The organism is Enterococcus sp. DIV1937 (assembly GCF_050535975.1).
Taxonomy (GTDB): Bacteria; Bacillota; Bacilli; order Lactobacillales; family Enterococcaceae; genus Enterococcus; species Enterococcus faecalis.
On sequence record NZ_CP172909.1, the window covers coordinates 1,588,416 to 1,614,125 of the forward strand.

28 protein-coding genes are annotated in these 25,710 nt (G+C 35.0%); 6 read left to right on the forward strand and 22 right to left on the reverse strand.

Features of this window, described 5'->3' with window-relative positions:
- The first annotated feature begins 284 nt into the window (after positions 1-284).
- On the forward strand, positions 285-1,226 hold the full coding sequence (locus IGL13_RS07695; protein ID WP_010709519.1) for a hypothetical protein: 942 nt from the start codon (positions 285-287) through the stop codon (positions 1,224-1,226).
- A gap of 419 nt (positions 1,227-1,645) precedes the next feature.
- Here IGL13_RS07695 and IGL13_RS07700 read toward each other — a convergent pair whose 3' ends face one another.
- The 13 genes from IGL13_RS07700 to IGL13_RS07760 all read right to left on the reverse strand — a co-directional run bounded on the left by IGL13_RS07700 (position 1,646) and on the right by IGL13_RS07760 (position 13,204).
- A complete protein-coding gene (locus tag IGL13_RS07700; protein ID WP_002371958.1) occupies positions 1,646-1,852 on the reverse strand; it encodes a hypothetical protein in 207 nt (68 codons plus the stop codon).
- A gap of 523 nt (positions 1,853-2,375) precedes the next feature.
- Positions 2,376-2,906 (reverse strand): C39 family peptidase, encoded by a 531-nt coding sequence (locus tag IGL13_RS07705; RefSeq protein WP_002378419.1) that lies wholly within the window; start codon positions 2,904-2,906, stop codon positions 2,376-2,378.
- Between the two features lie 171 nt (positions 2,907-3,077).
- Positions 3,078-4,109, reverse strand: coding sequence for a M23 family metallopeptidase (locus tag IGL13_RS07710; RefSeq protein ID WP_194180178.1), 1,032 nt, complete (start codon positions 4,107-4,109; stop codon positions 3,078-3,080).
- Between the two features lie 250 nt (positions 4,110-4,359).
- Complete coding sequence (locus tag IGL13_RS07715; protein WP_002371962.1) at positions 4,360-4,557, reverse strand: hypothetical protein; 198 nt, start codon at positions 4,555-4,557, stop codon at positions 4,360-4,362.
- 356 nt (positions 4,558-4,913) lie between these two features.
- Positions 4,914-5,096 (reverse strand): hypothetical protein, encoded by a 183-nt coding sequence (locus IGL13_RS07720; protein WP_002371963.1) that lies wholly within the window; start codon positions 5,094-5,096, stop codon positions 4,914-4,916.
- A 287-nt stretch (positions 5,097-5,383) separates the two neighbouring features.
- Positions 5,384-6,880, reverse strand: a complete 1,497-nt coding sequence (locus tag IGL13_RS07725) for a C47 family peptidase (RefSeq protein WP_002371964.1) — start codon at positions 6,878-6,880, stop codon at positions 5,384-5,386.
- Positions 6,881-6,897: 17 nt separating this feature from the next.
- Complete coding sequence (locus IGL13_RS07730; RefSeq protein WP_002371966.1) at positions 6,898-7,536, reverse strand: C47 family peptidase; 639 nt, start codon at positions 7,534-7,536, stop codon at positions 6,898-6,900.
- A gap of 651 nt (positions 7,537-8,187) precedes the next feature.
- Complete coding sequence (locus tag IGL13_RS07735) at positions 8,188-8,880, reverse strand: hypothetical protein (protein ID WP_002391270.1); 693 nt, start codon at positions 8,878-8,880, stop codon at positions 8,188-8,190.
- A 54-nt stretch (positions 8,881-8,934) separates the two neighbouring features.
- Entirely contained in the window at positions 8,935-9,153 is a 219-nt protein-coding gene (locus tag IGL13_RS07740) for a hypothetical protein (RefSeq protein ID WP_002371972.1), read from the reverse strand.
- A gap of 836 nt (positions 9,154-9,989) precedes the next feature.
- On the reverse strand, positions 9,990-10,337 hold the full coding sequence (gene rplS / locus IGL13_RS07745; RefSeq protein WP_002357176.1) for a 50S ribosomal protein L19: 348 nt from the start codon (positions 10,335-10,337) through the stop codon (positions 9,990-9,992).
- Positions 10,338-10,480: 143 nt separating this feature from the next.
- Entirely contained in the window at positions 10,481-11,221 is a 741-nt protein-coding gene (trmD, locus tag IGL13_RS07750; protein WP_002381776.1) for a tRNA (guanosine(37)-N1)-methyltransferase TrmD, read from the reverse strand.
- Positions 11,211-11,735: a ribosome maturation factor RimM gene (rimM, locus tag IGL13_RS07755; RefSeq protein WP_002357172.1), complete on the reverse strand. Its 525-nt coding sequence runs from the start codon at positions 11,733-11,735 to the stop codon at positions 11,211-11,213. Before rimM ends, trmD begins: the two co-directional genes overlap by 11 nt.
- A 107-nt stretch (positions 11,736-11,842) precedes the next feature.
- Positions 11,843-13,204 (reverse strand): Nramp family divalent metal transporter, encoded by a 1,362-nt coding sequence (locus IGL13_RS07760; RefSeq protein WP_002360069.1) that lies wholly within the window; start codon positions 13,202-13,204, stop codon positions 11,843-11,845.
- 196 nt (positions 13,205-13,400) lie between these two features.
- Between IGL13_RS07760 and IGL13_RS07765 the strand changes: the two genes are divergently transcribed.
- From IGL13_RS07765 to IGL13_RS07775, 3 genes are all read left to right on the forward strand, one after another.
- Entirely contained in the window at positions 13,401-13,775 is a 375-nt protein-coding gene (locus IGL13_RS07765; RefSeq protein ID WP_002381774.1) for a VOC family protein, read from the forward strand.
- Between the two features lie 221 nt (positions 13,776-13,996).
- Positions 13,997-14,605 (forward strand): TVP38/TMEM64 family protein, encoded by a 609-nt coding sequence (locus IGL13_RS07770; protein ID WP_002383106.1) that lies wholly within the window; start codon positions 13,997-13,999, stop codon positions 14,603-14,605.
- 100 nt (positions 14,606-14,705) lie between these two features.
- Positions 14,706-16,508 (forward strand): glycerophosphoryl diester phosphodiesterase membrane domain-containing protein, encoded by a 1,803-nt coding sequence (locus IGL13_RS07775; protein ID WP_002364138.1) that lies wholly within the window; start codon positions 14,706-14,708, stop codon positions 16,506-16,508.
- A 45-nt stretch (positions 16,509-16,553) separates the two neighbouring features.
- Here IGL13_RS07775 and IGL13_RS07780 read toward each other — a convergent pair whose 3' ends face one another.
- The 5 genes from IGL13_RS07780 to IGL13_RS07800 all read right to left on the reverse strand — a co-directional run bounded on the left by IGL13_RS07780 (position 16,554) and on the right by IGL13_RS07800 (position 21,437).
- Complete coding sequence (locus tag IGL13_RS07780; RefSeq protein WP_002364139.1) at positions 16,554-17,240, reverse strand: Bax inhibitor-1/YccA family protein; 687 nt, start codon at positions 17,238-17,240, stop codon at positions 16,554-16,556.
- Positions 17,233-17,718: a MaoC/PaaZ C-terminal domain-containing protein gene (locus IGL13_RS07785; protein WP_002357164.1), complete on the reverse strand. Its 486-nt coding sequence runs from the start codon at positions 17,716-17,718 to the stop codon at positions 17,233-17,235. Before IGL13_RS07785 ends, IGL13_RS07780 begins: the two co-directional genes overlap by 8 nt.
- Before the next feature lie 197 nt (positions 17,719-17,915).
- Positions 17,916-19,253, reverse strand: a complete 1,338-nt coding sequence (murC, locus tag IGL13_RS07790) for a UDP-N-acetylmuramate--L-alanine ligase (RefSeq protein WP_002360065.1) — start codon at positions 19,251-19,253, stop codon at positions 17,916-17,918.
- A gap of 153 nt (positions 19,254-19,406) precedes the next feature.
- Entirely contained in the window at positions 19,407-20,360 is a 954-nt protein-coding gene (locus IGL13_RS07795) for a hypothetical protein (RefSeq protein WP_002378420.1), read from the reverse strand.
- Positions 20,361-20,477: 117 nt separating this feature from the next.
- Complete coding sequence (locus tag IGL13_RS07800) at positions 20,478-21,437, reverse strand: aromatic acid exporter family protein (protein WP_002360063.1); 960 nt, start codon at positions 21,435-21,437, stop codon at positions 20,478-20,480.
- Positions 21,438-21,539: 102 nt separating this feature from the next.
- Between IGL13_RS07800 and IGL13_RS07805 the strand changes: the two genes are divergently transcribed.
- The gene (locus IGL13_RS07805; protein ID WP_002374566.1) at positions 21,540-22,151 is read left to right on the forward strand and encodes an FUSC family protein; all 612 of its coding nucleotides are present in this window, start codon (positions 21,540-21,542) and stop codon (positions 22,149-22,151) included.
- Positions 22,152-22,191: 40 nt separating this feature from the next.
- On the opposite strand, the gene IGL13_RS07810 is transcribed toward IGL13_RS07805, so the two are convergent.
- Both IGL13_RS07810 and yidD read right to left on the reverse strand, forming a co-directional pair.
- A complete protein-coding gene (locus tag IGL13_RS07810) occupies positions 22,192-23,073 on the reverse strand; it encodes an ROK family protein (RefSeq protein ID WP_002360061.1) in 882 nt (293 codons plus the stop codon).
- Between the two features lie 2 nt (positions 23,074-23,075).
- Positions 23,076-23,378, reverse strand: a complete 303-nt coding sequence (yidD, locus tag IGL13_RS07815; protein ID WP_002357157.1) for a membrane protein insertion efficiency factor YidD — start codon at positions 23,376-23,378, stop codon at positions 23,076-23,078.
- Positions 23,379-23,556: 178 nt separating this feature from the next.
- On the opposite strand from yidD, the gene IGL13_RS07820 reads away from it, so the two are divergent.
- On the forward strand, positions 23,557-23,709 hold the full coding sequence (locus tag IGL13_RS07820; protein ID WP_002362024.1) for an SPJ_0845 family protein: 153 nt from the start codon (positions 23,557-23,559) through the stop codon (positions 23,707-23,709).
- 16 nt (positions 23,710-23,725) lie between these two features.
- Here IGL13_RS07820 and yihA read toward each other — a convergent pair whose 3' ends face one another.
- Both yihA and clpX read right to left on the reverse strand, forming a co-directional pair.
- Positions 23,726-24,307 (reverse strand): ribosome biogenesis GTP-binding protein YihA/YsxC, encoded by a 582-nt coding sequence (gene yihA / locus IGL13_RS07825; RefSeq protein WP_002357155.1) that lies wholly within the window; start codon positions 24,305-24,307, stop codon positions 23,726-23,728.
- Positions 24,308-24,404: 97 nt separating this feature from the next.
- Entirely contained in the window at positions 24,405-25,658 is a 1,254-nt protein-coding gene (gene clpX, locus IGL13_RS07830; RefSeq protein ID WP_002357154.1) for an ATP-dependent Clp protease ATP-binding subunit ClpX, read from the reverse strand.
- Positions 25,659-25,710 lie beyond the last annotated feature (52 nt).

Here is a 25,710-nt window from a genome sequence, read left to right on the forward strand (position 1 = left end):
TATTTACATATTCTTATATATAAATAAATCACCTTCCCAACTTGAGTACTTACTTATATTTACCAAATGCTAATGGATTCAATCTGTAAGCATTTGCTTTCTTGATAATTGTTAACTAAATAAATTTGTACAACAAAAAATTCAATATATGCTGATGTGTGTACTTCACTAATAACAATTTTTATTTCATGCCTTTTTTGCTTGACCAAAACAGTAAAATTAAATATAATTCAAATGTAACTTAATCAGTTACATTAATATCAGGAAAAAGAAAGAGGTTTTTTATGAAAAAAATAGGATTGCTTTTATTCTCTATTGGACTTACTTCTTTGTTATTATCTTCTTGCTCAAATTATAATATGAGAAAAGATAATAACAGTAGCATAAGCACTAAGACTTCTAATGAGGAGGAAAATATAATGTACAAAAAAATACAAGGTATCGATGCTACTTATTTAATAATGAATCCTGATCCCGTGTTTGGCTCTACTGCAACAATTATCGAAAAAAACGGTAAGGGACTTTTAGTAGATACGCAATTTTCAAAAAAGGACGCAGATAAAATTGTCCAACTTGTAAAGTCAAACAATATTGATATTGAAACAATTTATATTTCATATAGTGATCCTGATTATTACTTTGGAACAAATCAAATAAAAAAATCTTTTCCTAAAGCAAATGTAGTAGCCACAGCTTCTACGATTTCACGGATTAAAGACACTTATAAATCAAAATTATCCGTATGGGCAGATACATTAAAGGAGAACGCACCAGACAAAATTATTATTCCAAATGAAATAAAGGAATCAATTAATTTAGAAGACGTAGAGTTTGAAATCTTTGGTAATGATATAAAAAAACAAACACTTTATAATAAAAACGATCAACTATTGGTAGGCGGTATTTTAGTTTCTACTGGTAGCCACTTATTTATGGCTGACACTAAATCTATTGACAGTCAATTACAATGGATAAATGATTTAAGTGAATTAGAATCCTTATCACTAAGAACAGTTATTCCTGGTCATTTTGAAGCTGGAAACCAATTTATGCCCCAAAATATTAAATTTACGAAAGAGTATATTGAAAAATTTATTACAGCTGAGAAAGAGAGCAAAGTAAGCAGTGAAATTATCACTAAAATGAAAAACTATTATCCAAAATTACCAGAAGGAAACCTTGAAATGAGTGCTAAAGTTGTAACCGGTGAAATGGATTGGGAATAACACTTTTAAAGTCACTAAGAATAGAGGGCAAGTTCATCGACGGATGAATTTGTCCTCTATTCTTAGTATATTTTACTTGTTTAGTATCTACTTTATTTGGCACGTTAGTTTGAGAAACTTAAACAGTATAATTCACTCTTTTATTACTTATCTCTGCTTTTATGTAAGACTTAGCTTCAAATGGTTGTGGAACTTTACCTGAAACTTCCCAATTTATTTTCTGATGTTCTCCATTTTACTTTACAAAGTCGGCAGAATACTTATACGAATAACTACCCTCTACCTCATTTCCAAGTGCATCTTTTTGTTACAACTTCTGCAGGAGTTAGTACATAGGTGGTGACGATTTTGTACGTACTATTATAATATTTGTAACCGAAGTATTGTATAAGTTTAGCCTTTTTTGTTCTTTTTCATACTTATACTAATTGTCCATTCAATTTAGCTTTAACAAGAACTATCACTACTCCGATAATTATTAATAGCCAGCCAATAATTGCTAAAGGTTTATTCGTGGTACGGTAAGGATAACCCCAATTCCACCCCCAAACAAATCTTGTTGTCATCATTAAAAGAATCAAGCCAATCGCTGCAATAATACTGCCAATAAGTATTACATAATCCATTTTGGTTCCTCCTCAATTTCTCTTGCTTGAAAATATATTTTACAAAGTACATTTATATAGAAATCTAACTTTTATCTACAAATGAATATAAAAATGCATTGAACTAAAAAACTAATCTAAGGTAACTGTTTATAGAGACTAAGCTTTATATAAATTTAGAAATAATACCTAAAAATAAAAAAATATTTTTGCTGTTTGTTCTTTTGTTTTTGTCTTTTTAAATCTCTTAATTGTTTTAATGACATCTAATATAATAGTTTAAAGCAGAGCCTATAAGTATTAATAACTTGCCTTCAATTGTTTTAACCATTAAACTAATTTCACTATATTAAAAACTGGAGAGATTTTTTTGTTTTACTTTCCTCCTTTGTTTTTTTGTTATGTTTTATAAACACTAAATATACTCATATAAGAAAATACAACAACAGAGTGTACAGAAAGGAAAACTTTTCTGTACACTCTCGTATGACTTTAATTTTAAAGGTGCTTTCATTTATTCCCATATAGTACTGAAAAATAGGACTTAACGAATTACAACTGCAAAATTCCTCTCATTATATATACTTTCAAAGGTATTTTTATTGATCCAATATTTACCGGAAATCGGATCAGATACGTGAACCGTTCCATTTTTTAAATCGTAGCCATCTAATGTCACTGCATGATTATTATTTACCGCTTTACCAAAATCCGATATTCCCCATCGTGCCGGTTGAAATTTTATCGTCACCCAAGCAACAATTGGATTATTATTTTTCACTTCCTCTAGTAATTCATCTAAAGAATGACCTGACATATCTTGTACATCTCCATATACTTTTCCCCATTTTACTAAAGGCACAGGATAGATAGCAGAGTAAGTCCATGAGTTTTCAACAAAAGGACTACCTACAAATCCATCATAAGGATTTCCATTAGGAGAGATAGGAATTGTTTTTAAAAATTTGATTAAGTCCCAATCAGGAATTTTTCCTTTATACTGTAAGCCTTGTAATAGTGAAGCCCCCTCACACCCACTAGGCGCTCCTAAGGCATACTGATCATAATTTTTCACTCCAAGTAAGTTGTAATCTTCAGAAGCAAAAGCATTGGTACCAACTATAAAGAATAAGCCAAGTAAAGGTAGAATAAACGATTTTTTTAGTATAGTAACTGTATTTCTATTTATACTCGTTCACCTCTTTAAAATTTATTAAATGCATAATCCTACTGTCATTTTCTAAATTTAAAATGGATTTGACTGTGAAATACCTATTTGCAAGCGATCCAACGGTTCTCCAAAGATTCCTGCATAACTGTCTAGTCCAGGAATAGAACCATTATCTGCACTTACTTTTAACCAGCCTGATCGTTTCGTAGTTTGTGAACGATAGTAAGCCTGTGATAATTTTTCTCCCTTAGGAGTTATATAGTTTAGCTGAACACCATCAATTGCTTGTCCAGGCATACCTGCCGCTCCATTTACTGTATCGCTCTTATCCCCTTTACTTACCCAAGGCAACCATCCGCTTTGAGCCGTGTGAACACGATATTTCATTTGCCCTTTATCTACCTTTATATAAAGCATATCATGTTGACGATTAGGGTAACCTGCGAAACCATCATTGGTATTGTTAAAGTTGGTTACTTCTGGTAACCATGAACCTCCGAGGACCCGCAATCCGTAACGAACATTTGTTGTGAAATTTTTTGGTCCTGGATTTGGAGGCGTAGGCGTAGATCCTCCTTGAAGTATAGGAATTGGGTTAAACCAAGTGCCATCATCTTTATTCCAAGAAGAATGAGCAGAACGCCATTCTTTTTTTGTCATTCCTAAATGTAAATGACTAGAAGTAAACTTTCCTATCAGCTGTCCTTTTTTAACAGTTTGTCCAGTGCTAACTTTAATATCTCCAACATTTCGGCTAAATTCTTGATAAATCACATTTGTGTTTCCCGCTTGTAGTACAATAAATGCACCTAATGAGCCTCCACCTACAGGATCCCAACCAGCATATAAAATTTTACCATCATGCACAGCATACACACTGCCATTTCCATAAATAGCAGAACCAAAGTCAAACCCATCATGGAAATAAGTACCTCCTCGGTTAAATGCAGTGTTCCCGAATTGTTGTCCTTCTTCATATCTTCCCGTATATGGTTTGCCCAGTGGCCACGACCACTCATTAGAAGCTGCGTTGACAGAATAAGAAGAAAACGCCAAAGAAACAACGATAGATAATACCCCTAGAATAGAAAGTAAAATATTTTTCATAGAAACCCCTCCTAATTAATATTTATTACAAGACTAACGTACTGCGACACACGATTTACAGAGTATCCCCCAATGTTATTGGATTTTAGTCAATTGATCTGATTTTATAGTTAGGCACCAACTTAATGATTCTTTTAAACAAAAAATTTGATTTAACAGTATTTTTAACTAGTACAACAGGTACTTCTAGAACTAATTCATCTAATGCTTCATGAGATAGATTAATAACAACCAGAACCTTAATTGTGATTTATTTTTTTATTTTACTAACATAAAGTCCTATTACAAAAATAATGGTTCCTACAACAGAAATCGCAAAAGAATTTAATAGTACTTTTTGAAAGGCTTCTCCTTTAATTAAAAACCAAATACAAGAGCTTAGTAATATTACAAAGAACGAATATAACACTAAAACCACATCTTTATTTTTCATTAAAACCACATACACCTTCCAAAACTCCAAATTAGTGACGCTGCTGCTGCCGCAGGCAAAAGACCTTTAAAAGCATACTTTGCTACCAACTTAGCTACTTCTGCGGCTGCTTTTCTTTGTAGAAGACCTACAATACCACCACTAAGTAGACCTTGTATAGCAGAAACTCCTAAAGTATCTTGGATGGCTGTGATAGCACATTGCTTGGCATCTGCACGTTTAAATCGCGTTTGTTGAATATCTTCTTTTACTTGATTTTCAAGTTTAGTTAACTCAGCCGCATGACCATATTTAGCATATAAAACATTGAAATTTAAAGATTCGACGTTACCTAAATCATCATAGGTTACTGCATTATCAAAAATGGAATTTCAATCGTTTTCAAATTCTCTAGAGAATTTTTCTTGTTCAACAGTATTCAATGGCTGTCTCTCTAAATTTTCATTCGTAGCAGCATAAACACTTGCACCAGCACTAGCAAATATACTCAATGCCATAAGTAACGTCATTGCCAAACAGAAGAACTTTGATTTTTTAGAAAAAGTAATTTCCATGTTTAAGTCCCTACTTTCTTTTTTTGTTGGTTACAATTATAGCGATATTAAAGATAGTTTGCTATCAAAATCCCTATTTAACGTTTATCCCATCTTAAAAGAACGCAAACTTCTTAGAATTGTGTTTTCTTTTGTTCTTCGCCAGTTCCTTTTAAACATTAAACTGAATTAAATATATAATAGAGACAGTTACTTAGGGGAGAACCATTACTAAAATTTTTCTTACTGATTTTTATTATCTAAAAACACACTCTTTTGAAATTGAGAATTACTTCTGACATGCATGACTACCGAATGTCTTGTTCTAATACCCATTTGTTAATTCCTGAAAGAAAATAGGCTAATTTTGAATTAGAGCGTCTAAAAGGTTTCACTTTTAGAGCGGTATATTGTTTATTTCTTACATTAGTTGGAATTGCTTCTCCAGTTTGATATTGACTAGCTTTTGATAATAAAGTTACTTTTTTATTAAGCAGTGGCGTAGGAAACTCTTTTACATCCTGCTCTAATACCCACTTATTTATCCCCTCTAAATAATAAGCTACCTTAGAACTCGATTGTGAAATGCTTTTTACATCCTTGATAATGTACTCTTTATTTCTTAAATCAGTAGGAATTTTTTCTCCAGTTTGATAGTAAGTAGCTCTTGATAATAAAGTAGCAATTTTACCTTTCATTGCATAATTTATTGGTTCTTTTCTAAAATTAATACCAGAATACTTCCATGAATAAACATTATCATTTAATTTCCAGTTACTCATATCTTTTTGATTAGTTAACATCACTTTTTGCCACCAAGGATTCCAAAAGTAGTAATAAGAATCTAACGTATTATTTTTGGCTATAATATAACCGATGACAGTAACTCCATGTGATTTTGCAGGATTATAATTCTGAGTAACGTTGTCTAAATGAACATACACTGGAGCCTTTTTATCAATTTGTGTTTGAACTTCCGCTGGTGTCAATCGACTATTTTTTATATCCAAAGTATAACCATATTCCTTTTGCATAGTTTGAACGGTATGTGCAAAAGGTTTACTTGTAATATACTTCCCATCTACTAATTCTGCTTCTGAGGCAGTACGAAAAGCTTTTTTGATGAGCGTTTTTGCATTGGTTATGGCTTTCCCTTCAATCGAATTAATCATTGTAGATAACGTATAAAATGCACACCATGGTTCTAATCCTTGCGTTTCTGTAATCATCCAATTAGGGATAATATTTCGATTATACTCTGGAACCGTATCATCAGGTACAGAACGTTTCTTTCTATTAAAGTTGTCTACCGATTGCTTAATATCAACTGCTTGTTCACGAGTTGGTTCTTCTGCAGACAGAAGTTGGTGGCTCTCGCTATCAAGGTTCAAAGAAAAGCTGGTACCTTCTGCTGTAGGTGTTAGTCTATTTAACAGCTCAACAAACTGACTAGAAATCGTTAGCGATGGCGTATTGTTCATTAAAGAAACTTCTAATAAATCATGAATAAGCCCAGATTCTTTATCGATAATAGGAAAATAGGCTGTTTGAGTATCTGTTTCATTAGTTAAAGTAAATGGCTGCCCCAAATAAAAATCATCTGTACTTAAAGGTTCTGTATTTTCCACTACAGACAAGTTCTCAAAATAAAATTGCCAATCTTGCTGTGCATACATCCTCAATTCTGAAGGTACTTCTTTTGTTTGAATGAACAGTGGAGTATTATCACCATCCATTGCTGAAGCATTAATTCCAAACAAAAGGCTTGTTAAAAACAAGCCTATCCCTAAAATGTATTTTTTCACGGTCCTTTCAACCTCTCTTACTTAAGAATAATCATACCTATAAAGGTATAATCTTTTTGCGGTGTATTATTCACTGAAAAATCCGTAACAGTTAACTTATTTTTATTCGTCAACGTAGTCAGGCTAGAAGGATAGATATAGTTCGACATCCAGATACTTGTACTCATAAATGGTTCTTTAATATTTTCACCATCTGGAGCAACGTATACGTATCCATGCGCTACAGCTAATAAATAAGGTTCCATCCAATCGGTTTTGTTTGGTTTATAACATAGTAATACTGGATGATCTTTATCAAGCTCACTCTTCACTTGGTTGAAATTAAGTTCATTCTTCGTTGCATCAAGCCATTCCATATTTACCCCAATAGAAGTGGCATAGCGAATGCAATCTTTAATAGACACAGAAGCATTATTAAATTCTTTGTCTGTCTTTTTTGGATATACAAATTTTAGTATCGTTTTTGCTGTAATATCTTTTCTATTTGTTTTAAAGTTCAACACTTTAGCAAAAGAATGCTCTATTCCTTGTAAATCATAATGTTGATCATTCGTTTCGAAATTAGCCAAACTCTTCATTTCAGGAGCAGCGTTTACCACATAACCTGATCCCACAAAAAGGATTACTAGTAAAATGGTAGAGATAACTTTCTTCATTTAATTCACCTAACAATTCATTTTAAATTTTGAAATACCAACATAAGAAAGTACAACTAGTAAAAATCCAGCCAACACAACTAAAATAGAGGACATATTTATACGCCAATTTCCACTAATGTTATAAGAATTCAGCAGCCCATAGGTTCCTAGTACGACACTTACTAAACCTAATAGAAAAATTATCCCAAAAAAAGTGTACACTAACATTCTTAATTTTCTTGAAGAACTACTTGTTTCTCTTGTTTTAAATAAAGTGTATATAATCAAAAACGCAAGAATAATAGAAATTAGTTGAACCATCAATATGTCTCCTTCTTACTAATTAAGTCTAGTATCATACATCTTCATGGAAAATATTTTTTTTATCCATATAACCTTTGTAAGAGATTGCAAATAAAAATATGGATATCAAGATAATTTTAAAATTTTTAAACTCGTCAAAAACAAAGTAAGCATAAAGAAAAGATATACCACCTAAAAAAATACAAGCAATAGAAATATTAAACGAAAATTTAACAAATAAGTAGAATTTATTCTTTATTTTTTCATTCAAAATCCCTATAGTAGCGATAAAAACTGAGACTATAAAGATTATTAGGATTAACCCTATTACAAGGTACATCTTTTTCAATCCTTTCGTAAACTCTATTAAGTTAATTCAATGTAGCCATTATTGGGTATTTTGTCAATAGAATCTAATAATTTTGCAGCCTGCTTTCCAGGACTTAGAATCGCACTAATAATTAATCCAACTGCTTTATCTTGTAAATAGTTTTTCGCGCCTTTTATTCCTAGCTTCTCGCTTTCTTTAATAATTACTGGAATCATTTCTTTCTTTACAAATTTCTTTGCACCTTCTTGACCCAATGCTTTAACCATTGCAGACACTGACCCAAAACCTCCGATAATTAATACAACATTAAGCGCAGTATCTAAAACTGTTCCTAAGACGTCAACAGAAATCAAACCATGTCCAGCATTTCTAGGTTGTATTATAAAACCTTGCATAGCGTTTGATAGATATTGTTTATATTGCTCTCTAGACATCCCATTTGTACTTCCATTTTGTAAAGCAATATCATATTGTAGATCTAAAACTTTGTTATATAATTCTAATTGAACAGGAGTCATATTTTCTTTATTGAATTCGGTTTCAAATAGAGAAACTCCTTTGTATTGATTGGCTAGCGCCTCCATCCGTTGCTCTAACTCTTTTGTTGTAGAATTTACTTGTACATAGTTACTCTCTTCATTTGCGTATACTGTAGCCCCTGTTGTTAATATCGGTGATAATCCTAATAACATTGCAACCCCAGTAGTAATACATATTCTCTTTTTCAATATTATACCTCCTATTAGTAGTTTTCTTCTACTAAAAAAGTATATATTCATCAACTATTTACCGTCACTCAAATTCCTTAAATACACTATATTTCTCCCTATATCGTTAATAATCTGGGAACTTTCCTTTTTTTTGCATTCACTTGTATCTTCTTGAATCATCTTATTCTTTATAATTGAATCAATAGCTGTTTTTCTCGGAAAGCCACACAAGACTTCTTCTAACGCAAGTTCCATTTTCGCTTTTTTTGATTCTTTCTTTTTTACTTTCATGGTACAGTTTCTTTAATTGATTTTTTTCGATTCTATGTCAAGAATTCGAACAAAAAAACGTGAAACGGAACCATTCTTTTTCAAAACTAAATCTTTCGCTTTTAATGAAGCAGTTTGTGAACGTATTTGTTCTTTCTCGATAAATGAACGTGCGATGTCAATAAGCTCTTCATCTGAATGGTGATTCCATTGATAATGTTGATTTTCTTTCCTATCAATTTTTCTTAATAAGTTATTCCAAGAGCCATATCTTTGAATAATAAACCAGACACTGGGAACTTCTTTGGGAAACTCGTTTAATTTTTCTTGATATTGACTACATGTTTTTATGCTATTTTCTTCGATAAATTGACTAATTTTAAGAAGTAATTAAAGCTCGTTCATATTTTCCAGAATGCCCCTTCTATCTACTTTTTCATAATGTACCTCTAAATAACTATTTGGAACAGTGTGACACAATCCCTTTTTCGTAAAAGGTAATTGTTTTGGTATTTTCTCAAAAGCCCGCTCTTTTTTGCAAGCCTTGGCTCAAAACTGCAAAATTCGGTCAACATTTTGATATTTTTCGGATGACTTCTGCCGTCAATTTTTCTCTGCTATTTGACACTCTTTTGACCACCTTAATCATCAAATTGAGAAAAGCTAGGACAATTTGAGGAAATTTTTGAATCATTGTCCAAAATTTTGATCTTGAGAAAAGCAAAAAGTCCTTGTTAGACAAGGACTTTTCACACTTATGCGACTTCAAAAAAAGTCAATGTTGATTTTCTACTTAATTACACAAAAAAACACCCTCTTGCTGAGCAAGAGGGTGTTCGTTTGTCGAATAGTAAAGATTAACGACGGATTTCTTTGATACGAGCTGCTTTTCCGTGTAATGCGCGTAAGTAGTAAAGTTTTGCACGACGTACTTTACCGTAGCGAACCACTTCAATTTGAGCAACACGTGGTGTGTGTAATGGGAATGTACGTTCCACACCAACACCATTTGAAACTTTACGTACTGTGTAAGTTTCGCTGATTCCAGCACCACGGCGTTTAATTACAACACCTTCGAATAACTGGATACGTTCACGAGTACCTTCGACTACTTTCGCATGAACGCGAACAGTGTCACCAGGGCGGAACGCAGGAATATCCGTACGTAATTGTTCTTGTGTTAATTCTTGAATTAATGGATTCATTTTATCCTTCTCCTTATTCCCAAATATTCTTATGGTCACTTCTGCCACAGCGGAATATTGTAATAGTTAGAGCGCATTGCACTCACCAAATTAGTTTACCACAGACAAAATAAGCTGTAAAGAGAATTTTCTTGAAAGTTCCCTTATTTTTGCTCTTCTTGTTTAATTTCCTCTAATAACTTCAACATTTCAGGCGTCATTTCTACTGATTCCAACATGTCAGGTCGACGTAAAAAGGTCCGTCGTAATGATTCTTTTAGTTGCCATTCTGCAATTAATTTATGGTTACCATTCGTTAGCACGGCAGGGACTTCCATATCGTTGAAAATAGCAGGTCTGGTATATTGTGGATGCTCCAATAGGCCAGTGGAATGTGAATCCGTTTGTGCAGAAAGATTGTTACCTAAGACATCAGGTAATAAACGGACTGTCGCATCAATCATGACCATTGCGCCTAATTCGCCCCCTGTTAAAACGTAATCCCCCAATGAAACTTCATCTGTGACCATCGTGCGAATTCGCTCATCATAGCCTTCATAATGTCCACAAATAAAAACTAAATGTTCTTCTTGTGAAAATTCCTCGGCCATTTTCTGATTAAACGGTTTTCCTGCTGGATCTAATAAGATGACCCGTTTTGGTTGCTGGTTTGTCTCTTCTTCAATTGCCTTTAGGTTATCATAGATCGGTTGTACTTTTAAAAGCATCCCCGCGCCACCGCCATACGGATAATCATCGACCGTTTGGTGTTTGTTATCTGAAAAATCGCGAAAATTAGAGACATTCAATTCTAATAACTGCTTTTCCCGAGCTTTCCCAATAATTGATTCCCCCATTGGTCCTTCAAACATTCTAGGAAAAAGAGTTAATACATCAATTCTCATCGTCAATCAATCCTTCTGGAATGTCCACATCAATCCGTTGATTTTCGACGTCGACTTTTGTAACAACGCCTTCAATATACGGTAAAAGTAAATCTTTTTTCTTTGGTCGTTGGACGACCCACACATCATTCGCACCAGGAGATAAAATTTCTTTAATTTTTCCCAGTTCACTACCGGTTTCATCATAAACAGTGGCACCAATGATTTGGTGATAATAAAATTCGTCCTCTCCCAATTCAGCGAGATTGTCTTTTGCAACTTTTAAAATACCGTCACGATATTTTTCAACATCATTGATATTTGGATGTCCTTCAAAGCTTAAAATGTCAAAATTCTTATGCTTGCGGTGGGACTCCACGACCAATTCAATTGGTGCTTTTTTCTCTTGAAATAGCAGTAACGTTGCCCCTTTTTGATAACGTTCTTCTGGAAAATCCGTTTTCGAAATGACCCGAACTTCCCCTTTGATTCCTTGTGTGTTCACAATTTTTCCTACATTTAAATAATCTGTCACGTGAAAGCCTCTCTTCCTTGTATTTCATCTTTCCTATTCTACCATTTCTTACGCGCAAATTCTATGAAAAAACAAAGGCCAACTTTTCTAGTCAGCCTTTGTTTTTATTAATTCGTTAAACCAGTTAATGTGCCATAAATTAAAAATAAATTCAATAACGTCAAGGCAATAGCAATAATCCAAGCTAAAAATTTCACCCACGCTGGATTCGCAAATTGGCCCATTAATTTTTTATCACTTGTATACATCGTTAAAGGAATAATCGACACTGGCAAAGCAATACTTAGGAAAACTTGCGTATAAAGTAACAAGTCTTCAACAGCCGTTTCGCTACCGCCATAAATAATGACACAGATAATGACTGGCACAATTGCTAACAAACGAGTTAACACTCGTCGTGCCCACAACGGCATTTTTAAATGGATGAAGCCTTCCATTACAATTTGTCCTGACAGCGTACCTGTAATCGTTGAATTTTGACCCGAAGCCAGTAAAGCAATTGCAAAAAGAATACTTAACACTGGGCTAGCAATATTACCAACAATATCTGGATTTTTCAGAGCATCAAATAAATCAACAAATTTACCTAATTCACTGTTGGTTCCATAAAATAATGCTCCTCCTAAAATTAACAACAAACAATTTACGACAAAAGCGACAGTTAATTGAATATTTGAATCCCAAGTAGTGAAACGAATTGCTTTGGCTTTCTCAGCATCATCGTTACGATCAAATTTCCGTGCTTGAGCAATGGAAGAATGCAAATATAAGTTATGAGGCATGACTGTCGCTCCAACGATTCCCAAGGCTAAAAATAACATGGATTTATCTGTCGCTATTTTTGTGTCTGGAATAAAACCTCGTAATACTTCACCAACATTTGGATCTGCTAATGCCACTTCATAAGCAAAAACAAAAAAGATGACTGCAATTAAACAAGAAACAATTGCTTCGATTTTGCGAAAGCCTAACTTTGTCAGTAGCAAAAGTAATAAAACATCAAACGTTGTTATCAACACACCAATTAATAATGGAAAACCAAATAATAATTGCAAAGCAACGGCACCACCAATTACCTCAGCGATATCTGTTGCCATTATGGCTAACTCCGTCACCACCCACAAGGCAACGCCCGTTCGTTTACTTGTATGCTCTCTAGTCGCTTGGGCTAAATCCATTCCTGTCACGATTCCTAAGCGCGCAGCCATACTTTGTAGTAACATGGCAACTAAACTAGAAAGTAAAATCACACTAAGTAACGTGTACTTATATTCCGCTCCGCCAGCAATTGACGTAATCCAATTTCCTGGATCCATATAACCAACAGCCACTAAAGCGCCAGGTCCGCTATAGGCTAGCAAAGTTCGCCAAAAGCTAGCGTTTTTAGGTACCTCGACGGTATTATTTATCTCTTCTAAACTAGGTCCATTTGCATAATTAAGCATTTTTTCCGTTTTCTTTTCTTTCATCCAACATCCCTCAATCTATCTTGTTCACACATTTCACTTTTAGGTATACCTAAAACTAGTTAACATAATTATAGTCTTCTTATTCTTCGTTGTAAACTGTTACATTTTAATTTTTTAAGCACTTTCGCTATAAATCGTTTGGTTTTTACCAAAAAATCCCTTACACTTATTTTATCATAGATCGGAGGTTATGAGGATGAAGTTAGATATGGTCGGTATTATCGTCAACGATATGACACAAGCACTCTCTTTTTACCAAACACTAGGTTTTAACGTGCTGGGAGAAGCTTCGCCTGATTACACAGAATTACAAAACAATGGCGTCAGGATTTCTTTAAATTCACTACAAATGATTACTGGTGTCTATGGGTTTGCGCCTAGCCAACAAGGCGATAAAATCGAACTTGCTTTTCTTTGTGAAACGGCCGCAGAAGTTGATAACACCGTGAAAAAAATGAGCCAAGCTGGTTACATTGTTTTTAAAGAACCTTGGAATGCACCTTGGGGCCAACGATACGCAATCATTAAAGACGTGGATGCAAATTTAATTTCACTCTTTGCCCCTCTATAATATTACTAAAAGATGCGCCACTTTCGTTTCTTTTACTCTCTTTCGAAAGATCAGTGCAGAATGGGTCTTAAGTAGGATGTCTTTTCTGTCTCTTTTTTTGTATAATAAACTTATCAAATGATGCGTATCTTACAACTTTGTTCGTTTGCAGAAAGAACAAACGATGTTTTTTATTGATGAAAAGTTATATACTAAAAGTACGATGAGTATAACTAAAGGAGATGAGAAATGTGAGTGTTACCCTATCTAGAAAAATTGTTAATATTATTTCCATTTTGGGCATTGTTGCAACCATAATTGCAACCATCTATTTTATCCGATTAGGTGTCTTCAAGGACATCAATGCACTAAGAGGACTAGTAGGGCAATCTGTCATTCTCGGTCCGATTATTTTCATGTTAATTCAGATTATTCAAGTGGTTATTCCGATTATTCCTGGTGGTGTTAGCTGTGCTGCAGGGGTCTTGATTTTCGGGCCAACAATGGGCTTCGTCTATAATTACGTTGGTATTGCACTTGGCTCTATTATCATTTTCTTATTAGGTCGTAATTATGGGAAACCATTCATTATGAGCCTTGTCAGTGATAAAACATATAACAAGTATATCGGTTGGTTAGACAATGAAAAACGTTTTGAACGATTGTTTGCTTTAGCAATTTTCTTCCCGATTGCACCGGATGATGCGCTTTGTTTAATGGCCGGTTTAACAAAAATGTCTGTGAAAAAATTTACTCTGATTATTTTATTAGCAAAACCTGCTTCTATCTATTTATATAGTCTTGCGTTAATTTATGGCGGTACATTTTTAACTAGCTTACTGGGAATGTAAAATAAATAAAAAAGCGAACGGACTAAATCAAAACTCTGCCTGTGTCAGTTTGATTTAGTCCTTTTATTATGGAATTTTGGTAGAAACTGGGGGACTTTTGATGTTTAGTTATTTTAAAAATAGTATTGTGAATACGCTAGATTTTCTTAAAGGGACAACGGCGTATTTTCGCGATGTGCTCTTGATGCACGGATTTATGTTATTCGTTCTATTGCCTTTATTGACAAGTTTGTCCAAATTGGTACTCAAAGAAGGTGGGATTGATTATATTTCCTACGATAACTTAGGGGCAATTGCTACGCAACATCCCTATGTCCTTTTGACTTTTCTACTAATTGGGCTGTTAATTTTACTAGCGCTCTTTTTTGAATTTACCTTTTTATTGCTTAGTGTTTATTTTATTAAGAAAAAGCAACCAATTACTCTAACGCAATTATTGCACGGCACCTTGCTTCAGATCAAAAAAGTTCGAGGAATTACCTTTCTGTTTTTCCTGGCATATTTCTTTTTGATTTTACCATTAAGTGGGTTAACCTTCCGCTCTTATTTATTAACAAGAGTTAAGATTCCAGCCTTTATCTTAGATTTTATTTTTGCAAATCGCGTCATTATTATTATTGGTTTCGTATTGTTAGAACTGATTATCTTATATTTAGCGATTCGACTTGCTTTTGCCCTTCCAGAGTTGATTTTACGTGATGTTGGTTTTCGTGAGTCTTTAAAACGTAGTTGGCAAATTACAAAGCGACGCTTTTTCCAGATTTTAGGACAATTTATTATCATTGGTGGAACTGTTTTAGGGATTTTTACGGCTGGCTATTTCTTGATATTTTTAGGTCAAACCGCCGTCGAAACGTTTAAACCTGAGTGGTCTTTACCTAGCGCTGTCATCGCTATGACGCTCCTTCAGGTTATGATGCTCTTAAACTTGGTGTTGTCTAGTGTTGCTATTTTTTACATTATTGTTGATGATATGGAGGATGAAGGGATTTTGCCTGACACGCCAGAATGGTTCACCCCGAAATCAGAGGTTCGGGTAGAATGGACCACCTTCAGAGTCGTTCTTTTTTGTTTGATTGCAATCATCTTCGGAATTGGTGTAGGCACCTATAATACGAATTACCTAAGTCATACACCTGACCGAAAACCGGTTACCATCTCCCATCGTGGTGTTAATGGTAACAATGGCGTTCAAAACACCTTGGATTCTTTAATCGAGACCAATAAGGCAAAACCTGATTATGTTGAAATGGATATTCAAGAAACCAAAGACCATCAATTTATTGTCATGCACGATTTTAATTTACGGGCGTTAACGGGCGTTAATAAACGACCGAATCAATTAACACTTAAAGAATTAACGAATATGAATGTCACAGAAAATGGTCAAACTGCTAAAATGGTTTCTTTCGATGATTATTTAGCCAAAGCCAATCAATTAAAACAACGTTTATTAATTGAAATCAAAACCACGCCTCAAGATAGCCCTGATTTAGTACAGCGCTTTGTCAAACAATACCGTGAAAATATTTTAGAAAACGGCCATATCCTTCATACCTTAACCTATGATACGGCGATGGCCTTAAAGAAAGAAGAACCACGCTTTTATGTAGGCTACGTTATTCCTTTTAACATTGTGGGACCACCTAAAATGCCAGTTGACTTTTTTACTATGGAATACAGTACAATGAATCGTAACTTTGTAAATGCCGCTCATCATGATGGGAAAAAGGTTTATGCTTGGACAGCAAATGATGAAGATGTTATGACGCGAATGATTTTTTATGGCGTCGATGGCATCATTACCGATCAGCTCAGTCTACTGAACGAAACAATGAAAACCGATTTAGAAAATCCAACATACTCCGATAAACTGTTGAATTTCGCTATTGGAATGGGTTAAAAAAAGAGCCAATCTGCTGAGCAGATTGGCTCTTTTGCGTTCATGTTAGTTGTTTTTACCAAAAATTCTTAAGAAAGCTAAGAATAAGTTGATGAAGTCAAGGTATAATTGTAATGCGAAGAAAACGGCCATCCCAGTACCTGCTTGATCACCTGTTTGCGCATAGACTTGGCGTATACGTTGGTTATCATAAGCAGTAATCCCTGAGAAAATTAGGACCATTAAAATGGAAATAAAGAATTCTACAGCACTACTGTGTAAAAGGAACATATTTAGCAACATCGCAATGATGATTCCGATTAAGGCACTATAAGCGGCATGACCAACTGCTGATAGGTCTTTCTTCGTAAAGACACCTACTAATGACATTGCGCCAAAGGTAGCTGCTGCACTTAAAAATGCGCCGGCCACTGTTCCACCAGTATACATTAATAACGTCACGGATAAAGTGACACCATTTAATAATGCATACGCAACAAATCCTGCAATCGCAATGGTTGGATTCTTCTGTGCTTTTGCGCCTAGATATAAAACTAAGCCAATTTCAACAAGCCAAATCATCCAAAAAGCTAAGCTTGATTGGAATAAAGTAGCTAGAACAGGTAAAAAGACAGTTGTCATTGCATAAGCCATGATTGCGCTAATACCAATTCCTAACGCTAAAAATCCGTAAATTTTGGCATAAAATTTATTCAAACCTGTGCCAGTTTGGATATACTCTTGATTATTCATAAGTTAAAGTCCCTTCTTTCTCTGTTAGTTCATCAATCGTCACTTGGGGTGGTTGAACCATCACCACTGCATCTAACACGCGATTTTCTTGCTCATTAACAGCCTCAACTGAAATGGTAATCACATCTTTCATTTTGTCGACTTTGATTACTTCTAATTGGAAAGTCAATGTTTCGTAATGAAAAACGGGTTCCACAAAGTTAACAGAGAAATTCACAACATGTGAACCTGGTCCTGGTAAATGTTTTGAAATCGCACTAGTGATAATTCCCATCAGCATAATTGATGGTACGATTGGTTTTTCATATTCTGTTTTTTGGGCATAATCATGTTGGATATATAAAGGATTCGCATCATTGGTCAAGCCCAAGTAAAGTAATAAGTCCTTGTCTTCAATTGACTCTGTCAAGGACAACGAATCTCCCTCTTCGATATCTTCGATGGTTTTGCCTAATTTTCTCGGTTTTCCGATATTCAAATTAGTACACCTCCGTTATTGATAAGATAATTGTACCAAAATGTACTTAAAAGGCAAGCTAAAAAGTAGTCCTTAAAGGATGTTTAAACAAAACCAACTTATCTGCCATGCTAGATTTTAAAAATAAACAACGGAACAGGAGCAGCTTCTTATTTTTTGAAGCCAGATACCCCTGTCCCGATTTTGTTTATGTTCTCTTATAAAACGTTTCTAGTTGTGTTACTTAGTAATGTTTCGTAGGCTTGTTCAAATTTCTGAACGTCGCCAGCACCCATAAAGACCACCACTGCATTTTCAAAATCTAGTAAAGGCGACACATTATCTTCGGTAATTACTTGTCCACCTTTTTGAATTTTTTCGCCTAAATCTTCAATGCGTACCTCGCCTTGTGTTTCACGCGCAGAGCCAAAAATATTACATAAGAATACTTCATCTGCCAAATCCAGTGCTTCAGCAAATTCATCCATTAAGGCAATTGTTCGTGTAAATGTATGTGGCTGGAAGACAGCAATAATTTCTTTGTCAGGATATTTTTGGCGGGCGCCATCAATCGTTGCTTTAATTTCAGCTGGATGGTGCGCATAATCATCAACAATAATCATGTCACTGACTTTTTTCTCGCTAAAACGACGTTTTACACCTTTAAAACTTAGCATTTCTTCTGCGACTTTTTGCATATCAAGTTTTTCAAAATAAGCCACAGCAATCACACCTAGCGCATTCATGATATTGTGATGGCCAAATGCTGGTAAGACAAAATGACCTACAAAATCAGCCTTGTGATAAACATCAAAAGATGAGCCTTCCGTTGTTCGTTGAATATTTCGGGCTTGGATATCATCCTCTTCGCTGACGCCATAATAATAAACTGGCACTTCTGATTCTAACTGGCGAAGATACTTATCATCACCATAAGCAAAAATTCCTTTTTTGACTTGATGAGCCATTGTTTGGAACGCTGAAAAAACGTCCTCAATGCTCTTGTAGTAATCTGGATGATCAAAATCGATATTCGTCATAATCGCATAATCTGGTGAATAAGCCAAGAAATGACGGCGATATTCACACGCTTCAAATGCAAAGAAATCAGCATCTGGTTCGCCGTGGCCAGTGCCATCCCCTATTAAATAACTAGTTGGATTGATACCACTTAATACATGTGCTAGCAAACCAGTCGTACTTGTTTTCCCATGTGACCCTGTTACAGCAATGCTTGTGTACGGTTCGATAAAACGAGCAATGAAATCGTGGTAACGAATTACTTCTGCGCCTAATTCGATGGCGCGGGCGATTTCCTCATGGGTATCTGGAAAAGCATTTCCAGCAATAACAATCATGTCTTTATCAATATTATCTGCATTAAATGGTAAAATAGGGACACCTGATTTTTCAAGATCCCGTTGTGTAAAGAAATACTCTTCTACGTCTGATCCTTGAACGTTGTAGCCTTTTTGGTGTAAGACCAACGCTAATGAGCTCATGCCAGAACCTTTAATTCCGACAAAATGGTATAATTTGTTCTCTTGATTTCCCATTATAATCCTCTTCTCTGTCACTATATAAAACATACCTTTTTTAAAAAAATTCAATCATACGAGATTCATTATCGTATAAAACAAAAAAATAATCAACTATTAAAACAGAATAAAAAACTTACATGTTTCAATTCCACATGCAAGTTTCATCTCTTAACTAAAATATTTACTGTTTTCTAATACAGAACTTGAATCTTCTAGCATCCCGCTTAATGGTTTATCCAAGATGCCCTTTTTCTTCTCTTCTGTCACAGGTGCTTCAGGCTCTACTTGAGCATTCGCTTTAGCTAATTTTTTCCCATAAGCAGTTTGACTTTTAGCATTTTTCTTTGCGGCATTCAAACGGGAACGCGAACGTAAATCCAACGCATCTTCGCCAAAACGTTCTAAGTCTGGTTTGATTTGTTGATATTGTCGTCTAGTTAAAGGAATCTCAGGTTCTGAAGTTGGAATATTAAACTTCCGCACCGTTGGATCTTCTTCCGTATCTTTCACTTGAAAAGCCGTTGGTTCATCATCAAGAATGACATATGAACGCCGATCTTTTTTCATTGCTTTTAGCAACTCTTCTTCAGTAAAACTAGGTTCCTGTTCCTCAGGAATCACAGAAGCCGGGATATATTTAGGAACAAAATAAGAAGGTGTCGTTTTCTGCACTAATGGTGATGCGGCAGGTCTACTTGGTTTCGCTACGACTTCTTTTTTTTTATACGTTTGTGTCCAGCCATTTCCTTTTGGCGTCCCAAAAAGGCTATTATTTTTTTTCGTTGCTTGTTTATTTTTCGTTGCTTTACTAGCATGTTTTGTGTAGTCTGGCAAATTAGAACGATGACGTGCTAATTGCTCTTGTTGTGCTGCCGTTAATTGTTGTGTTTGTTTATTTGTAGTTGATTGATTCGTTGTTGGTTGTTGGACGGATGGTGTGCTTTGTCTAGTATCTTCGGCAGATGTTGCAGTTCTTCTGCTACCAGACATTGTTTTACCAATCAGATCATCTTGAAATAAGTTACGTTCATTATCTGTTGGTAATTTTACGCCCTGTTCATCATCATATGCTGGAAAACGGAAATGTTTTCTCTTCACTTGAGCATTATCCATTGCTGTCATTCCTTTTATTTTTCTTTCTCATTAGTTTAACACATTCTCAATGAATACTAAAGAACTTGCCTGAATTTTTAAGAGAACAAAAAAAGAAACCTCCGTTTAAAAAGGTTTCTTTTTTGTTTATTTATCTAGTTGTAATTTGGCAAAGTCCGCTTTGACTTGAATGAATGACTGAAACAATTGTAAAAACTGAAAGAGTCGCGCCCGATTTTCAAATTCACTTCTTGTTTGCGGCAATGGTTTTGTGCGATAGGTTTCATAAACGGTCTTAATTCGATTCATAATTTCTTGTCCATCATTATTCTCTGCAAATGTTTCTGCCGTATATTCCAATAATTGTTGAATATAGCGAACTTGTTGCGCATCAACAGTAATATCTTCTAATAATTCCAACATGTTTTTTAGAATATTACTTTGCATTTTTCTCATCGCAAAGTACTCTAAATAATACGTATTGGTAGACAGCAATTGATTCTCGGCATGATTTTTGGCCCACGTCTCGCCTGTGCGAATAAAGGTTTTTAAATCTGCACAATGCATGACCAAATTTCGCTCTCCTGCAGCGTTGTTTAAATGTAGCGCCATTTCCCTTAAAATTTTACGAAACATTGTTTCAATGACTTCTTGGTCTTCTCTTAAACGTTTTTCTGTATCAGGCATATAAGAATTAGCTAATAACGCTAGTCCCACACCAATACTCATTAATAAAAATTCATTTCCAATAATCGCCCAAGAAAGATTTTTTTCGACTAAATAATGAGTTACCAAAACGGAACTCACAACAATCCCATCAGATAATTGAAAATACACAGCTGCTGGAATAAATAATAACAAAAAAATACCAAAAGCAATCGCTGTAAAACCCAAAAAAGTAAAACAAATATACGCTAAAATAGTTGCTAAAGCTAAGGATAACAAACGATAAATTCCTGTCATGACAGATGTTTTTTTCGTGCTAGTAACACTTAAAACTGAAATAATCCCTGCCGAAGGGGCATAAAGTAATCCCAGTTTTTCCGCAATAATCATTGCTAATGCAGCGCTAATGGCTGTCTTGACTGTTCGTAAACCAATTTTCATGCATACTCCCCTTAAAAAATAATAATTCTTCACTTTTCTCTAGTAATTTTACCTCTATTTCGGTTATCATTAAAGAGAAAAGTTATTTAGGAGCGAATATTTATGATAGTGGGTCGATTTCGTTTAGGCATGCGAACGTTAAAAACAGCAATTGCTGTCATGCTGTGTATTCTTTTATTTCAATTTTTCCATCGTGGCTCACCTATGATTGCCTGTTTAGCAGCTGTTTTTTCATTAAGACAAGATTTAAATACCAGTTTGTCTTTTGGAAAATCGCGCATTATTGGAAACACATTGGGTGGCTTTTTAGCTTTGCTTTATGTATTAGCACAAGATTATTTTCCTAACCAACACTTAGTAGAATTACTGCTACTACCACTTTTAGTCATTATCGTCATCGTTGTTTCTGATGGGATTAATAACAATGCTGGGATCATTTCTGCAACTGCGACACTTTTAATGATTTCTTTAAGTATTCCGCAAAGCGATTCCTTTCAATATGCAATGGAACGTGTGTTGGATACATTCATTGGGACCTTTATAGCGATTGGTTTAAACGTCTTTTTACAACCTAAGCCAGCAGAAGAAGCCCATGAAATTTCTGAAGATTTAGCTGAATTAGAAAAGAAAGAAAAAGAACTAGAAACTTTACGCCAACAAGTTCAAGCGCGGATTGCTGCAGAAGAAAACACTGACGACAAGGCAAATAAATAAAGAAACAGCCGATTGAAGAGAATAACAATCGGCTGTTTCTTTATAGTTCCCAATTCGTTTTTGCTTGAAAGTTGGCGGCTGCGCCAATCAAGTTGGCATCATTTTGATAATGGCAGGTCACGATTTCTGGAACAAAATCTTTTAATTCAAAGGTCTGTAAATGCGTTAGCATCCGGCGATTAATCTCTGCTAATAAGCCTTCTTTAGCAGAAACACCGCCTCCGAGTACAATCATTTCAGGATCATAAGAAAACTGTAAGCCGAATAATCCTTGTGTTAAATAATCATAAAAATTATTGACTTCTTCGCGAGCAATCTCATCCCCTCGTTGTGCCAGTTCAAAAACTTCTTCTCCTGTCACCGCCTGTTTTTCGACTCCAATTCGTTCACAATAGCGCTGAGCCATTTTGACAGCTGTGCCAATTTCACTGAATGTTTGGCCATTACTTAAAAAGTTCAGTCCAAACTCGCCTCCATATAAATGAGCGCCTTTGTACAATTCACCATTGCGAAAAATCGCTCCGCCAATTCCTGTCCCAATAACGACAAAAAGCACTTCTTTTTTCCCTTTCGCTGCGCCTTCATATATCTCAGCTAAACCAGCACAATTCGCATCATTTTCGATAGTCACTGGTAAGCCAAACAACGCTTCTAATTCTTCATAAATGTTAAAATGATGAATATATGGAATGGCGGAAATCCCTAAAATCTGTTGACTTTTTTCGTCAACTACTCCAGGTGAACTAAAAGCAACACCACTAATCGACTCATTTCTTTTGTCTGCATAAACCGAATATAAATGCGCTTTCATTTCTTCCCAAGAGCCAGGTGTTGGAAAGCTCCCTTGATTTGTTAATTCTTTGCCTGTCCAAACGCCGTATTTCACGGAAGAACCGCCAAGATCAAATGCTAAAATTGCCATATTTATCCATCCTTTTCTACTTCTGTTTTCTTATTTCTTCGATACGTATACGGTCCATGATAGGTCTCATCAGGATTTTTCGTCAAGCGAAATTTCAACGGAACATAGTCAATGCCGCCTTTAACAAAAGGATGACATCGTAAAATCCGTGCTACCCCCATCGTTGTTCCTTTGACACTTCCATGTGTATGAATTGCATCAATCATATATTGTGAACACGTTGGGTAATAGCGACAACGTGCAGGCAATCCTGGAGAAATAAATCGTTGATAAAAACGAACACCGCCGATTAACGGATTTTTCATAAAGTGCCTTCTTTCTAACTAATTCTTACTAAAGAATAGCTTGTTTTTTCATGTTTGGCAAGTCTTAGTTACGAGAAATTACACCAGGTGCACCTATGACGAATTCTTACATTTCTGTTGCTATCCAAATGAAAAAAAACGTGCTACACTATAAAAAAAAGGAATGGAGGCTTAGTAAATGGGATTAAAATTTGAACGTTCTAATGACTTAGATAAACTCTTCGATTCTTTCGCCGTTGATCCATTAAAGAAAGAAGTACCTCTTGAAGAACTGGCAAAACAACGACAAGAAGCAAAAAAAGAAGAAGCAAAAAAACAAGCAAAAGAGTAATTTTGCTTGTTTTTTTCTATAGAAATTTTTCAATTGCTGTCCAAGCTGCTTCTTTTCCTTCTTTTGTTTCAGAAGAGAAAATAATAAAGTCATCTTGTTTATCAAAATTCAAGGCTTTTTTGATGACACTCTCGTGTTTGTTCCATTTGCCCCGCGGAATTTTGTCTGCCTTAGTTGCCACAATAATAACTGGCAAATCATAGTATTTCAAAAATTCATACATTTGGATATCATCTTGGGTCGGCGGATGACGTAAATCAATTAAAGAAACGACTGCACGTAATTGCTCACGTTGCGTGATATACGTTTCAATCATTTTTCCCCACTTCGCACGTTCTGTTTTAGAAACTTTGGCATAACCATAGCCAGGAACATCCACAAAGTGTAAGGCATCCTCAATTAAATAAAAATTTAGCGTTTGCGTTTTACCAGGTTTGCCTGAAGTTCTTGCTAAATTTTTACGATTAATCAAGGTATTAATAAAAGATGATTTCCCAACGTTCGAACGTCCAGCTAAAGCAATCTCTGGTAATTGAGATTCAGGATATTGTTTAGGGGATACCGCACTAATCACGATTTCTGCATTATGTACGTTCATTGTTTTCCTCCGTTCTTCTATTCAGTCTTTCATTCAAAAGCTTAACAAAAACAGCTCTTTCGGAGATCCGCCGAAAGAGCTGTTTTCAGCTTCAATCTTATACAGCTTCTTTATCTTTTTTGTTATAAATAATTGTTGGTTTACCGGTACCTTCAGCGGCCATTTTAGTAATGATAACTTTTTCAATGCTTTCATCTGAAGGAACATCAAACATTACGTCCATCATAATTTCTTCAATGATTGAACGAAGTCCCCGTGCGCCAGTATTACGTTCAATGGCTTTGGCTGCGATGGCTTTTAATGCTTCTGGTTCAAATTCTAATTTAGTGTCATCAAGAGACAATAATTTTTGATATTGTTTCACCAAGGCATTCTTCGGTTCTGTTAAAATTCGAACCAAATCATCATTCGTTAATTTATCAAGCGCAGCCATTACAGGTAAGCGTCCAATAAATTCTGGAATTAAACCAAATTTCAATAAATCTTCTGGAATAATATGTTGCATGATGCTTTCTTCTTCATTTAAAGCAGAATTAGTTTTACCAAAACCAATAGTTTTTTCGCCTAAGCGGTTTTTAACAATGGTTTCAATTCCATCAAACGCTCCACCAACGATGAAGAGAACATTCGTTGTGTCAATTTGGATAAATTCTTGATGTGGATGTTTGCGGCCCCCTTGTGGTGGTACACTTGCAACTGTTCCTTCAAGAATTTTTAGTAAGGCTTGTTGAACACCCTCACCTGAAACATCTCGAGTAATCGAAACATTTTCACTCTTACGGGCAATTTTATCAATCTCATCAATATAGATAATGCCCTTTTCCGCACGTTCAACATTATAGTCAGCAGATTGTAGTAATTTTAAAAGGATGTTTTCAACATCTTCCCCTACATAACCTGCTTCTGTTAAACTGGTCGCATCAGCGATTGCAAAAGGTACATTTAATGTTTTTGCTAACGTTTGAGCCAAGAAAGTTTTACCTGAACCTGTTGGTCCAATTAAACAAATGTTACTTTTTTGCAATTCAACGTCATCTTGAGTTGCAGCTGTTTCTGATTGATTCACACGTTTATAGTGATTGTAAACAGCAACAGAAAGTGTGCGTTTTGCACGTTCTTGTCCAATAACATATTCATTTAAAACATTTAAAATTTCTTGGGGTTTTGGCACATCCGTTAATTCTCGGACTGCTTCATCATAAAATTCTTCATCAATAATCTCTTTACATAGATCAATACATTCATTACAAATATAGACACCCGGACCAGCAACAATTTTTTTTACTTCTTCTTGTGTTTTCCCACAAAATGAACAACGAACGGTCCCGTTATTATCCGTATTGTCGTACATGTTCGTCACCCCTCTAAAAATCAAAAAATGACTGTCATCACAGTCTCTCATC